This is a genomic window from Marinifilum sp., from assembly GCF_965230805.1.
Taxonomy (GTDB): domain Bacteria; phylum Bacteroidota; class Bacteroidia; order Bacteroidales; family Marinifilaceae; genus Marinifilum.
In genome coordinates this window covers 4,487,569-4,501,506 of record NZ_OZ246019.1, presented here as the reverse complement: position 1 = coordinate 4,501,506, position 13,938 = coordinate 4,487,569, and the positions used below count along the sequence as shown (strand labels likewise).

General features: G+C 36.7%; 13 protein-coding genes, 1 tRNA gene and 1 pseudogene. 3 read left to right on the top strand and 12 right to left on the bottom strand.

The features are described 5' to 3' along the window. Positions 1–5: 5 nt before the first annotated feature. Together ACO05S_RS17510 and ACO05S_RS17505 are read right to left on the bottom strand one after the other, a co-directional pair. A complete protein-coding gene (locus tag ACO05S_RS17510; RefSeq protein ID WP_421919311.1) occupies positions 6–938 on the bottom strand; it encodes a universal stress protein in 933 nt (310 codons plus the stop codon). A gap of 58 nt (positions 939–996) precedes the next feature. After that, positions 997–1,794, bottom strand: a complete 798-nt coding sequence (locus tag ACO05S_RS17505; RefSeq protein WP_421919310.1) for a hypothetical protein — start codon at positions 1,792–1,794, stop codon at positions 997–999. Between the two features lie 156 nt (positions 1,795–1,950). Between ACO05S_RS17505 and ACO05S_RS17500 the strand changes: the two genes are divergently transcribed. Then, the gene (locus ACO05S_RS17500; protein ID WP_421919309.1) at positions 1,951–2,256 is read left to right on the top strand and encodes a hypothetical protein; all 306 of its coding nucleotides are present in this window, start codon (positions 1,951–1,953) and stop codon (positions 2,254–2,256) included. Positions 2,257–2,458: 202 nt separating this feature from the next. Then, positions 2,459–3,082 (top strand): YqaA family protein, encoded by a 624-nt coding sequence (locus tag ACO05S_RS17495; protein WP_421919308.1) that lies wholly within the window; start codon positions 2,459–2,461, stop codon positions 3,080–3,082. Between the two features lie 113 nt (positions 3,083–3,195). Here the strand turns inward: ACO05S_RS17495 and ACO05S_RS17490 are convergent. From ACO05S_RS17490 to ACO05S_RS17480, 3 genes are all read right to left on the bottom strand, one after another. Next, positions 3,196–3,277: transfer RNA gene (locus ACO05S_RS17490), tRNA-Leu, on the bottom strand. A 159-nt stretch (positions 3,278–3,436) separates the two neighbouring features. Then, on the bottom strand, positions 3,437–3,796 hold the full coding sequence (locus ACO05S_RS17485; protein ID WP_421919307.1) for a hypothetical protein: 360 nt from the start codon (positions 3,794–3,796) through the stop codon (positions 3,437–3,439). A 53-nt stretch (positions 3,797–3,849) separates the two neighbouring features. Next, entirely contained in the window at positions 3,850–4,185 is a 336-nt protein-coding gene (locus ACO05S_RS17480) for a DUF6686 family protein (protein ID WP_421919306.1), read from the bottom strand. A gap of 262 nt (positions 4,186–4,447) precedes the next feature. On the opposite strand from ACO05S_RS17480, the gene mnmE reads away from it, so the two are divergent. Then, entirely contained in the window at positions 4,448–5,845 is a 1,398-nt protein-coding gene (gene mnmE, locus ACO05S_RS17475) for a tRNA uridine-5-carboxymethylaminomethyl(34) synthesis GTPase MnmE (protein WP_421919305.1), read from the top strand. Between the two features lie 208 nt (positions 5,846–6,053). On the opposite strand, the gene ACO05S_RS17470 is transcribed toward mnmE, so the two are convergent. The 7 genes and pseudogenes from ACO05S_RS17470 to ACO05S_RS17440 form a co-directional block, all read right to left on the bottom strand. Then, positions 6,054–6,785, bottom strand: a complete 732-nt coding sequence (locus ACO05S_RS17470) for a DUF6261 family protein (RefSeq protein WP_421919304.1) — start codon at positions 6,783–6,785, stop codon at positions 6,054–6,056. 617 nt (positions 6,786–7,402) lie between these two features. Then, positions 7,403–8,164, bottom strand: coding sequence for a type I restriction endonuclease subunit R, EcoR124 family (locus ACO05S_RS17465; RefSeq protein WP_421921298.1), 762 nt, complete (start codon positions 8,162–8,164; stop codon positions 7,403–7,405). Positions 8,165–8,263: 99 nt separating this feature from the next. Continuing rightward, positions 8,264–8,553 (bottom strand): annotated as a pseudogene (locus ACO05S_RS17460) (type I restriction enzyme subunit R domain-containing protein); the annotation flags it as partial. A gap of 116 nt (positions 8,554–8,669) precedes the next feature. After that, complete coding sequence (locus tag ACO05S_RS17455; RefSeq protein ID WP_421919303.1) at positions 8,670–9,251, bottom strand: transposase; 582 nt, start codon at positions 9,249–9,251, stop codon at positions 8,670–8,672. A gap of 262 nt (positions 9,252–9,513) precedes the next feature. Next, complete coding sequence (locus tag ACO05S_RS17450) at positions 9,514–10,350, bottom strand: GIY-YIG nuclease family protein (RefSeq protein ID WP_421919302.1); 837 nt, start codon at positions 10,348–10,350, stop codon at positions 9,514–9,516. 575 nt (positions 10,351–10,925) lie between these two features. Further along, the gene (locus tag ACO05S_RS17445; protein WP_421919301.1) at positions 10,926–12,386 is read right to left on the bottom strand and encodes a PA14 domain-containing protein; all 1,461 of its coding nucleotides are present in this window, start codon (positions 12,384–12,386) and stop codon (positions 10,926–10,928) included. 21 nt (positions 12,387–12,407) lie between these two features. Beyond that, on the bottom strand, positions 12,408–13,934 hold the full coding sequence (locus ACO05S_RS17440; RefSeq protein WP_421919300.1) for an alkaline phosphatase: 1,527 nt from the start codon (positions 13,932–13,934) through the stop codon (positions 12,408–12,410). Positions 13,935–13,938 lie beyond the last annotated feature (4 nt).

Sequence of the window (13,938 nt, the reverse complement as noted above, 5' to 3'; positions counted from 1 at the left end):
CGGATTCAGATGATTAATTTACCTGTTAAATTTTCTGAATTATATATTTGACTTTTATTTACGGATAATAACTCTTTTACCAAAGCTGAATGATTCGTGCCAAGACTAAAAATGGGATGACTGGAATTTTGTATAAATTCGGACAGTAATCGTTTATTTTGAGTATTGCTCAGCATTAAATTCTGAAATTCTTGAATTAATATCATATCGGCCTGAATTTTTTTAACTCCTTCTACCAATGCTTTGCTTCTTTCAATATTATCGTCCTGAACAATTATAATCGAGCAATTAATTCCTTCTTTTTTTATGGCACTTTTGATGAGTAGCGATTTTTCGTAAGCAAAGCTGTTTTTCGTGTCTATATTAAGCGTTGACGCAAGCAATACCTTTATTTTTGCTTTAAAAGTTTTAGCCAATACAATCGCCCAGTTTACCAAATCATCCGATTGTTCTGAAATATCTATAGGAATCAATATGCTTTTTACACCATTGCTGGTCCATTTTGTATTCACACTGATTAGCGGACATTTCAACTTTCCGATCATTCTATTTACAGTTTTGTTGTACTTCTTGATTAAGCCTGTGATATTGTTGGTTCTGTTAATTACTACCAAGTTAAAGTCTTCGCTATTGGCAATCTCGCTGATGATATTTACATAGTCGCCAACTTCAACCCTTAGCTTTATATCATTAGGAATACGACCACGAAAATGCATTTTGGCAAAACGAATCAAGTGAACCATTCCGATTCCTTGTAAACTACTTTCCAGTTTTGGCTGAAGCATATTTGTTAATTCCCCTTTCTTTTGCACAACATGAAGCAGACTTACTTTTGCTTTAAATTTTTTTCTAAAATGTAAAGCTTGTTTAAAAGCTGCTGTACTATCAATATCCAATCTTACCGGAACGAGAATTTTTTTAAAACTGTTTAATTCCATATGTTGTAATTTCTTTTTATACCTATTGAATCTCTATGTCAATTATATTGGTGTACGTTTAAACCACAGTTCTTTTCAACCTAAATAGCAAATTATCGAAATAAGATACCAAATCCCCCACTTTATGTTTGATGTGATGTTTGTGATAAATCGATAGTATTGGTTTAGGCTGGGAATTGTTCAATTGTTGCACATCTCCCATCTGTTCGAATTGAAGCGATGATTCACCACAGGCTGCCAAATATTTTTTAATCAAGCTCTTTTTTTCGTAGTTCGAAAAATCATTATCGTTAATTTCTACAAGCACATTGCAATTTTGCTGTGAGCAGATTTTACTAAGAAAATATAAAAAGGAGGTGGAAGGTTGAGAGCTACCGTTTTTAATAGATATGCTCTTAAGTTTCTCATTTGGATTGTAATCGTTTAATATGTAGATAGGAGTATGTACCGCTACTTTTACTTCTTTTATTTTGGCATCTTTTTCGGTATACAATCCTTGTTCCTTTAAAGATAACACAACCTGCCAGTTGTGATTTGCGTAGATTTTAGACTTAAAAAAATCCGTTAATTCACCTTCAAAAGAAAGTAGTTTAACATCCGGATTTCTGATGCTGTAATTTTTAAGCATATGTGCTTTAAGTGCTTTCAACTCTTTTAGGGTAATTTCTTTCAATACCTCAGCCAAATCTCTTACCGATGCTGCTCCATAAGCAGGTTTTTTCCAGGTCTGTAGCAAATAGATACTTGATTGTTCGTCGTGTAAATAATTCATTGCAAAATTGATTGCTGTACTGTTTCCTTCCATAAAATCAGCCAAAATCAATATCCTCTTGTCGTTGTTGTTCCTGTTCTTCATAGCATTTAGTTTAAACTCAAAGTTATTTAACGAGAAGATCTTTATAAACAGGGGAAAACCTAAATCCTGTGGGGGTTTTCCCTACTTTACCAAACTCACTTATTTTTCCATGTAATTCGCTTTATCGTATGTCTTATTTTCATACTTTTGTATTGTATGAAATCAGAGATGAAAGAGAGATCGCTACTATTTTTATTTGTTACCATGCTGGTATTGCTTGGTAGCCTGTTGTGTTCAACAGACACTCAACAGGTAGATTCTCTGTCGCCCTTGATTGAAAACTTTTCCGATTGGGATGAATTATCAATTGAGTCTGAAGAAACAGATAGCGAAGAACTTGATGATTTTTTCAATAGCATACATTCATTTTATAACAAGCTCTATTTTTTAGGGTATTTTCGAGAAAACTTGTATTTGGATAATCATATCTTTCGATTGATTACTCCCCCACCAAGATGGTAATAACTAATCCTTGTTTTTACCTGAAATCAAACGAATAACTATCTTTTGTTTCGCGAAAACATTTTATTCTCTTGCAGCTATATGTAAGGCTAAATATGGTTTTTATGAAATGAGCATGATTAAAATAATTATCAAACATACAGCGTAATGATTGTTTTGATCTTGTGGCTTCCACCTCAGAAAAGGAGAAAATTACAAACAGATGAAAATACAATCAAGTAAAAAAAGTCGTAAGTCGCGAATCGCACTCTTGCATCAATACTTTTCATATACAGGTTTCTATGATTTTATTGTGTCAATCCTAAAAAAGGCCATAGTACCTTTGTTTTTAATTATTGGCTTGGTGTTGTTTTTAGAGTACTATGTACTTGATTTTGAAAACCTGTTTTATACCACCACCAAGAACTTGCCTACCATTGGTTTGCTAAGTGTTTTTTTTGTATCAGAATCGTTTTTAGGATTAATACCTCCTGAATTATTTATTGCCTGGGTAAAAACGCTTCCAAATCCTATACTTTATCTTTCGATACTCGCACTACTATCCTATTTGGGTGGTTGTGTTTCATATGGCATTGGAAGATGGTTTTTACGTGTTTCAAGTCTAAGAAACTGGATTGAAGTTAAGATTGGAAAACACATTCACAACATCAGAAAATGGGGTGGCTTTCTGATTATAGTTGGTGCTTTGCTGCCAATTCCTTTTTCTATTGTAAGCATTGCTTCGGGAATTATCCGATTTAGTTTTGTGAAATATTTGTTCTACGCATTGTTTCGCTTTGCACGCTTCTATTTGTTCGCCATAGCAATTTTTAAGTTGATGAGCTGATCTGTAATGGGTAAAACTTCTATTTGGATGCGACATGAACATGCAGACAAAGCCGGGGTATTACATCAGGATTATGGATACAAAAAAAGGATCACTTTCGTTGATCCTTTCTGTGCGGATGAAGGGACTCGAACCCCCACGCCTCTCGGCACTAGATCCTAAGTCTAGCGCGGCTACCAATTACGCCACATCCGCGTTATTTGATTGCGGGTGCAAATATGAGTATTTTTTATGATCCAGCAAAATACTTCCTTTTAAAAATCACAATGAAAGCCTTTAAAAATACAAGATATAAACTCAACACATTGATTTACAGGTAAAGTTTTTGTGACAATATTTTTAGCCAAACTCTACTTATTGGGAAAGTTCTATTGGTTTCATAACAAACACTCCAAAACACTCATGGTGATCGTAGCTATGGCCTACAATTTGATTCTGAGAGTTTAACACACCTTCCCATGTATCAAGGTGATATTCAAACTGTGTTTCGCAATCCAACAATTCAACTTTTGTACCGCTTATCCTAAAGTTTTTTCCATCGAAGTTTCCTTGCACAGCTTGTTGAACCCGAAATGGAGTTTCTCCTTCAATTCGCTCGGTATATACCACTAGCCCGCTTATTTTTTCGCCTTGCTGAGTAAACTCCGCAAAGCCTTCATCTTTGCCGAAACCAAAATCTTCGTTAAACGACCAACGGCCTGTAATGTTCTTCATAATTCTATTCTTGAACGATTTTATAAAACGAAGATCAAAAGTAGAAACATTCTTTAGTTTAAACTAAAATCAATCTCAAGTTTCGAAATATTTAAAGTGTTTTTTTCAAGATTCCAGAGGCAAAGCCTTTTTAAGTCTTCCAACTCTCCCGGGTGCAGCATAAAGTTACATCCGCCGCCTCCAATGGGAATTACAATTTTACGTTGATAGGGAGAATGTACATTTTGTTTAAGTGTAGCATCGATATTGATATCACGCAGGTATTCTGCAAATTTATAATAACTATCTATTGAAGAGAAATTGATATTTATATTATTGAATTCCAGATGTATTGATTGACAGGAATCACATTTAAAAAGACAGCCGTTTGATGTTCTGTTGTAAATCATGTGTTTCTTATTTAGAATAATTATACAAAACTACTTGTGCCAACCAGTAAATGCAATACCAATATGTTGGGATATTTTAAACATCCAAAAATTTAATGCGAAGAATTATGTAGGGGATGTATAAAACTATTAAGCAAGAATCAAATTGCAATCTTAAATAATGTGAGTTCGACGTAAAATAGGTTCGTTGTAATTATAATTGATTTATCTTTGCTGATCCTATATATTGAACAGGTACTACTGCCTTTTAAATGATTTGTATATGATCGATCAATCAACCATATGTGCAATATCAACGGCTCCAGGGAATGGGGCAATTGCCATTGTTCGCCTTTCGGGAGAAAGTGCTTTTGATATCTGTGAAAAAGTTTTTACGCCGGCCAAAAGCAAAAAAATGAGCGAACAAAAAGCCAACACTGTGCATTTTGGCACAATACAGGATAAAGCCGAAATTATTGATGAAGTTCTGGTAAGTTTATTTAAAGCACCTCACTCCTACACTGGCGAGAATTCGGTTGAAATTGCTTGCCACGGAGCTCCCTTTATTCAGCATCGCATTTTACAAACCTTAATTAAAAATGGTGCACGTACGGCTAATCCCGGAGAGTTTACCCAACGTGCCTTTCTGAATGGGAAAATGGATTTATCGCAGGCCGAAGCTGTAGCCGATTTAATTGCTTCCAGCTCTGCTGCTGCCCATAAAGTTGCCTTACAGCAAATGCGTGGCGGTTTTTCGGGTGAAATTGCGGGTTTACGTGAGCGATTGCTCCATTTTATTTCCTTAATTGAGCTGGAGCTTGATTTTAGTGAAGAGGATGTTGAGTTTGCAGACAGAACTCAATTGACCAATCTTGTGAATGAAATTAGAAATTTGATCCAAAAACTGGTGGATTCTTTTGAGTTGGGAAATGTAATTAAAAATGGTGTTCCGGTTGCCATTGTGGGGAATACCAATGTGGGTAAATCAACACTGCTGAATGCCCTTCTGAACGAAGACAGAGCCATTGTTTCGGATATAGAGGGAACCACTCGCGATGTAATCGAAGACACCATAAATCTTGGCGGAATCACCTTCCGATTTATTGATACGGCAGGCATCAGAACCACCAAGGATCGTATCGAAAGTATGGGAATTGAGCGTACCTACAGCAAAATGAAACAGGCCCAAATCGTAATGCTATTGGTGGATGCCGACAGGGATATGGAACGGATTAATGAATCACTTGCAAGCGTAAACAAAACCATCAATCGTGATTCTCAGCATCTTGTGGTTTGTATCAATAAAATCGACCTGATTGAAAGTCCACAGGAAATAGCCAAGAACCTAATTGGCATGGAAGCAGAAGACAAATTGCTTTTCATCTCGGCCAAACAGAAGCAAAATATTGATGCCCTTACCGCAGAATTGCTGAAATCGGTGAACATGAATAAGATTAACGAACAAGATGTAATTGTAACCAACATCCGACACTTTGAGGCTCTTAAAAATGCTTTGGGAAGCATAGAGCGTGTTAAGGATGGTTTGCAAACACAAATCCCAACCGATTTTCTGGCTCAAGACATTCGCGAATGCCTGCATTTCCTAGGTGAGATTACTGGTGACATCTCGACTGACGAAGTCTTGGGTAACATCTTCAAGAACTTTTGTATCGGCAAATAAATTCGTTCATATATACCATACAAAAAACCTCCTTTCATTAAAAAAGGAGGTTTTGTCTTATTATATATGCTGTTGGTATAAAAATTTTCGAGGATAGATAAATACTGACAAATAGATTTTATTTTTGTCGGTAAGCCGAGGCCCTTAATTCCCTGTTGAAACTTTTGCGTGTTTATGCGAGAATTTGAGGAGCCTCAGCTTTTTTTATTTATGCCTCGTGTTCTTCCTTTGCGTTTTCATTTTTGGTAGTACGTGTTTTTGCTAAGGTCTGATAACGCTTCGTACAATCGTTAATAAACGCTTCCATTTGATCATACTTTTCGTTTGGAGCTATGCGGTTTAACACCTCAATGCTATCAAACAATTGCTCGCAACATACTTGTAGCTCCTTGTACACTTCAAAAGTATCGTAATCTTCTTCAGAAGCTTCGGCTTTGGTTTTATCTTCTTGCAATTGCAAAAAAGCCGAATTGTCATCAAGCATGTCCTGGTACCAATCGGTAGCCGATAGTGCTGCAAGTAGTTCCGTATTTTCAGCAGATGACAACTCCTTGATCAAACTTGCCATTTTAGCAGACTGCTCTGCTCTACCTGCCAGTTGTAATGACCATCCGTGAGACTTGATTGTTCTCAACACATTTCCTGCTTTCTTAACAATTGAGGCATCCTTGCGGTGTGAGCTTGCTTCAATCAAGTTTCGAAATGCAAGATAGGACTCATCTCTACGATGATCCCTCTCTTTTAATAATTCGGTATATTGACTTGAGCGGGCACGATTGGCAACCTCAATTGCCTTTTCATATTTTTTCGCAAACTCATCTATAAGCGGATTAATTTGCAGCCCTTCCTTATCCAATGTTTTTAGAAAGGCATTGATTTCGCTGCAATAGCTTAAAAACTCGTTTAAGCGCAGCATACTAGATGTTAATTTTATAATCATATTCGAATTTTTTTATTGATGAACCAACAGCATATGATTAACACATACAAAATTAAAATATTCTGTAAAATTAAAAAGAAATTTATTGATTTTTAACAATTGATTCTATTTATGCGCTATGCCTCTAAAAAGCTATCATATATGGAAATGAAACCTAGCTAACTGTTTATAACACAAGCACAAATATTATAACATTATGAACACAGATACTCTATTTTTTAGTAGAATAAGCATTCAAATGAAACACTTATTCATTTATATGGAAAAAGTCATTGGTTTGAAAAGGCAAATAAGAAATTGTTTTTCGAGTACATTCTGCCATAGATGCTATGATTAAATAATTTAATATGCGGATCTACCAGTAATTGCATTCAAAAAATAATTTGGCGACTACATTTACCGGTAAATCCTTTCAAAAAACTTTCTGACAAGCCTGTCTATCTGTAAATGCAATTAAAAAAATGTTTGGCAAGCACATTTATCGGTAAATCATATCAAAAAAAAGTTTGGTGAGCACATTTACCGATAAATCATATCAAAAATAATTGGTAAAATCGGTTTTGTCCGTAGAGACGCCCAAATTGGGCGTCTCTACGGTGTGCAATGCGAAAATGAAATCATCCTGCTATCCCACTAATAAATGTCTCCACAAATTTCACAATCTTACTGGTGATTCGTTCGGCTGTAGAGCGACGTTCTTTCAATCCTGGGCGTTTATTCATCATTCCGATTACATCGTCGCGTAGGGGTTGTTTTTCGGTGAATAGGTAATCGCCAATTACTTTTTCAAACTTAACTTTATCAAGGTTTTCTTCCTGACTTAAGCTTTTAATTGCTTTTATTCTTTCCTTATTCACAAACACCTCAAATTCATCAGGAATTTGATCTGTATCCTCAATATGTGGCAAATTCTCTTGAATAAATCGTTCAATCAATTCTTTCTTGCTTCTCAGTTGCGTATCTGCAGAAATAATATCAACGATTCGTTTCCTCTCTTTCTCTTGCTCTTCTGCATTCTTTGCTTTCAGCTGTCCCAATAATTTCAGAATGTAAGCTACATTAATCTCATCGCGATGAATTAACTCCAACTCAAAATCGATATCATCTAGAATGGAAACCTTTTCCTTCATATTGTTGGTGCGAACTTTATCGTACAAATCAAGGTACTTGCTTTTGTAATCCTCAAAGCCTTGTTCCTGCATAGAAAGATCGTCGAAAGTAAACTCGGTAAATGTACTTAGTACATTTTTTAGTGGCATTAGCTCGCGAAAGGCTTTTACAAAGTCCATTTCATCCTCTTCGCTTTGCAATTGGTTCACGCTATCAACTGTAGGAGTAACTTTTAGCAGTTCTAGAAATGCCTCATTGAATTGCTTCACATACTCCTCGTATGGCTTTATGAGAATTTTTTCTTTGGCTTCGATATTGGAGAATAGCTTGATGGCTTCATCAGTTGCATGTTTCAGATTTCGGAAACAAACTACATTTCCCTGCGATTTTCTTTCATCCAGAATTCTGTTGGTACGAGAATAAGCCTGTATCAGCCATGATATTTCAAATTCTTATCGACATATATGGTATTCAAACTCTTGCTGTCGAATCCTGTTAGAAACATGTTCACCACCAAAAGAATATCCACCTGTTTGTTTTTTACCCTGCGGGCAATGTCGTTGTAGTATTTGTAGAAAGATTGAGAGTCTTTGGTAGAATAATTGGTGCCAAATTCCTTGTTGTAATGAGAAATGAATTCGTCGAGGTGTTCACGGCTGTGTTTTGTATCGGTAGAGACGCCCTAGTAGGGCGTCTCTACAATATTCCGGTGTGTTTGCGTTGATTCAGACGCATTGGCGTTGATTCAGACGCATTGGCGTTGATTCAGACGCCCTAGTAGGGCGTCTCTACGTTCATATTGTCATTTTCCCAATTTTTAGGATTGTTTTGTATGTATTGTTCTATTCGATGATATTCGTCGAAATCGCGCACTACACGATCGTGAAATCGGGTTTGCCATTTAAATTTAGGATTTATTTTTCGGGCATTGATGGTACAAATTCGTTTAAATTGATTAATCATTACCCCTAATGTACCTGGTTTCCAATCTTTGTCGGTATTGACGTCCAATTTGGATGTCAATTCGGTTTTAATTTCGATCATTCCATGTATATGGTTGGGCATAATTACAAATTCATGCAATTGTACAAATGGGAAATGTTTGGGGATTTCCTTCCAGAATTTGTGGGTCAATTCACCTATTTCGGATAATTTCATTGATACGTCCGATTCGGAATTATTTTTATTGTTGGTGGTAGAAACGCCTGATTCGTGCGTTTTTACGGTAATTTCACCAAAATAATGTTCACGATTGTTTGTGCAGATGGTTACAAAATAAATGCCCTGCGATGCGTAATCCCAATCCTTCCAGCGGGCGGATGGAATGCGGTATTTATTCTGAAATTTTGCTGTCATTTTATTTTGGGTTTGTTTGGTTCGTAATTGTTGTTTTGTGGTTGGTGATGGTGTTTTTTTTTGTTGTTGGTGGTGGTGGTAGAGACGCCCTAGTAGGGCGTCTCTACGGTGTTATGGATTACACAAACATTTTCTGTAACAATCCTTTTTTAAGATTTAACTTTAGATCTTCCCCCAAAGGTTAGAGATATTATCAAAAAATTTAGTGTCCATGCTTTTCTGATTTGTTTAGAATTCAATATTAGGGATTGGTATAAGATTTTTATTTCCTCTTCAACTCATCCAAAGACTTTCCATTTTTATCCTTCCACTCAGTCCAGCCATTGGCGTTTCGAGCTAATATTTGTGAAGCTGCTGCGCTTGGTGAACTAAATATGTAATCATCTTTAAGCAAATACACATCCCCACTCTCTATTAATATTCCTGTTTCTATTAATTTATTCCTTAACTCAAAAATCGTTGATGTGCTTGATTGAGTAATATTTTTTTTCGCTTTAGATCCCTTAAAAACCACAAAACCATCTTCTTGGTATTCACCTTCGGCCATGGCATCTTTACCCTTGCAATACAATATCTCTTTTGATTTTTCTTCCTTGCCTATGGTATCAAACAAAGGAAACCCCAGGGTAGAAAGTAAGATTTTAATGGTATCGAAATTGTCCAGCAAATCGGCCTCCATGGTCTCGGGCACTTTAAATTTCTTTGGATTTACAGAATTTTCCAGGCTATAGCGATTGGCTTCGGTAGCTTTGGTAATTGCCAACTCTTCCAAATATTCAACATGCGTTTGGGTAAAGCTCTCGGTTTTCGAGATAATCAAAACAGCATAATTCCAGAAGTCTTTCTTTTGGTCGTGGGTTTTAATGCGATCTATGCAGTTTCGAGATTGACCAATATAAACCTCTGGTTTTGCATCTTCTCCATTCTTACCAAATAGAAAATAGATGCCTGGCCGGCTTACTTCCTTTCTTGCAGAAGCTTCGTTCATTTTGCTTCGCGGGATAAATATGGCTTGTTCGATATTTGAAGTTATCTCGGCTAATTTTATGCCTCGTGGAGAACCATCTGTAAGGAAGACTTGTATTGTTTTACCTCTCATTCTGTTTGTGTGCGTTTTGATTTTGGAATTTTCAAAATTAACAAAATGATTAAATATTTAAACATTCTAACAAACAAAATGCTGTGTCAGGTATTTTGATGCACTGCTTTTACTACATAACCTGAGTTCGACGTAAAATTCGTTCACAGTTTGATCTGTTTTTGAGTAGAAATTTTCTCAAATTTTCCAAGGAATATCGGGATATTTCAAGAAGATTTGAGGAAATTTATGCCGAAAGCAGGCAAACACATAATGGAAAGTTCTCTTTACGACATCTTCACATTAAAAATTCCTCAAAATAGCACGCTATTCTTTCCAAATTTTTAATGCAAATCTATCCCAAATATAACTTTCTGTGGATAGAATTTTACGTCGAACTCACGTTACATACTAAAGGGGTCACCACATAAATGCGATGTCCCCTTTCCTAAAAATGAAACTTGAAAAATACTTTAATCTTAATCGAACTCAGGCTGTATTGTCTTCATAATCTTAATAGCCCATGGCTAAGTAGCCATGCAAATTATCAACAATTTAATCCAAATTATATCATTTTTCGCATCCGCTTGCGATGCTTAATCATGGTATAATAAACCGGAAGGCAAAGGCCCCTCTCTGAAACTTAATCCTGAGATACCTACCTCTAATACATTGCCCTCGTAATCTTCAAAATAAAGAATTTCGATGCTGTGCATTCCTTTCTCCAGTCCAATATCGTTTCGTTTTAGTTGTGCGCTGTGCCCACCATCATTATCGATAATTACTTGATCATCTATTTTAAGAATTGCCCCATCGTCAGAGCACAGATAGAATTCATAAAAACCATCTTCAGGTATGTCCAAATAACCTGTAAACTGAAGAGCAAAATGATCATCCTGTTCTCCGAATCGATGCGAAATGGTATTGGCAACTCCTGTTTTCTTCACTTTTAAGTTTTGAATCTCGTTCACCGATTCGATCTCACCCTCGAAATACTTATAGTTTAATCCTGGTTGCAGTGCTTTTGCTATTGCTTGAGCCGGAAGCAAGTCGTCCTTTTCAAAATCAAGTTTTACATCTGTTGGATACACAAAGTTATTGCTTGATTTGCCGGGTGTTGCGATCCAGGTTTTAAAATGAAACTGATCCTGATGCAGTTCTATTACTCTTGAGCCAATGCGTAAATCTCCATATCCACTATGACCAGAACATCTGCCATAAGCTAAAGCAATGTCGTACAAGGTTCCGATAAAGTCGTTGTTGTGGTCATGACCTGTAAATACACCTATTACATCTTTTTGCTCAACCATTGCTGCAAATAGTCCGGAGTTAAGCACAGGAGAAGACACCCCTTCACTTTTATGGCCTACTGTTTCTTCCATATCTTTAACCACCTTATATTCGGGCAAAGGAATATGAAAAAAGGCCAAAGCAGGAATTGGCTGTCCGTCATTTTTTTCTTTGATAGATTGAGACAATTCCTTATACCACTTTATCTGATCCAACCTGATCCAATCATAACTCCCCGGAATATGAGAAGGTACATATTCGTTTGAATCGAAAAAATACAGGATTGCAGCTTGTTTGTTTTTGTTAGAAGATATGGGAAGATAGAAATTCCCAAAACCAAAAATATTGTCTGCTGTTGCACTATTCACATTCAATGGAATAGATTTTAGAATGCGGTATATCTCGTTTCTAGCGGTATTGCCTTCTGATTCATGATTTCCCAAGGTGGCAATCCATCTTATTTTTCGCTCAATTACAGGTGCACTTACATCTCGCCAGCCTTTCTTCGGATCACCCGATGTAACAATATCTCCGGTAAAAACTACCAAATCAGGTTGTTCTTTATCCAATACAGATTCCATCATCGAAATCACAGTGGCATTTTCAGGCTTGCCACTTTCCCAGTGGATATCTGTAAACTGCATGATTTTAAATGTAGAATCTTTCTTAAAGAGAAAAGAATCTGACTTTTTCTGAGCCGACAGAAACTGGAAAGCCGATCCTGCCATCAGGCAGATTAATATGAATGCGATTTTAAATATTTTCATTTTGTAAGATTTTGATTGATTTTAGTCCTTATATTTTTGGTAATCTTTCATGGCATATAGCAATAAATCAGCTTCTTGATCAGACAAACGAATACCCAAGTATTTTTTGGCATTTTGTTTTAGCTCCTTTACCGTATGCGATTGCCTCAAAACAAAGGATACAGTCTTTTTTTGTTGATTTAATGTGGCGATATATCTTTCATAGCTAAGTGGGTTGGTGTCGTTGGACCAACTTTTGCCCGTAGATAATATTTTTTCTTCCTGATATTCTTTTGGCATTTTACGATATGCAATTTCTAATCCTCCCGTTTCGTGATCTGAAGTAAAAAGCAATAAGGTATTGTCGGGATTCATTGAATAAAATGAATAGGCTGTTTTCAAGATCTCATTCATATTTTCAACCGATTTGTAAACTGCACCAATATCATTGTCGTGAGATTCCCAGTCGATGCGTGCACATTCAATAACAGCAATGTATGGCTTTGTTTTATTCTGAACCAATGACAATGATTTCAAACTCATTTCACCAAGAGTAGGTGCCATAGTTCGCTCCTGCTCATAGTTAATTGGAGCAGGTAAGCCTCCTGCGGCAAAAAAGCCTGCTACTTTTAAGGTACTCTCATCCAATTGGCTTAATTCCTTTTTATTGTGGATTAGCTGATAGGCATTACTGCCAAGATCTTTAAGCAGATTTAAAGTATCTTTTCGGGCAGACGTATAGTTGTTAGCCTCCTTCACATCAAGCATTTCGAATAGTGATTTCCCTTGAGGAATGAAATGTTGGCCGCCACCACCCATGATCACATCCACCGTATGGCTCGACACCAATTGTTGTGCAATCTTGTTTTCCTCGTTTCTGTTAACGGTATGGGCATAAAAAGCTGCAGGTGTGGCATCTGTTATACTGGCATTTGTTACCAAGGCTGTTCTGTAGCCATTTTGTTTGGCTAAAGTCATAACACTAGTCAGGGGCGTTCCTGTTGAATCAACACCTATCATGTTCATCATGGTTTTTTGTCCACAAGCAATTGCAGTTCCCGATGCTGCCGAACCGGTTACCAATCCTCGAATGGTACTGGTATACACATAACCCGTTGAACCTTCTGCCATAATTTTTTCGAACATGCTTGCTTGGGGATTGTTTTGAGCATATCGCATATATACTGGTAGCGCCATGTGCATGTTTCCCATGCCGTCGCCTATAACGGTGATGATGTTTACACCATCTGCAACGGCTTCTTTCAGTACCCTACCTATTGAATCATTATGAATAATTCCCTTCAGCTTGTTAATGTACTTGTGTGGTCCTACCGCTCCTAAGGGTACAGGAGCTGCCGTATGAAAATTGGTACTCCAAACCACCTGGGTATTATTGCTCACCATACGATTTAGCAATACATGTGATATAGAACGATCGAACCAGAACTCTGATTCATAATCAATCAGGGCCTGGTATAATTCACCCCGCTCAGTTTTAGGGGAGGTACATCCTGTTACTATGGTAATAAAAAACACAGCAATAAAAGCTGCACGAATCATGTTATTCATATCT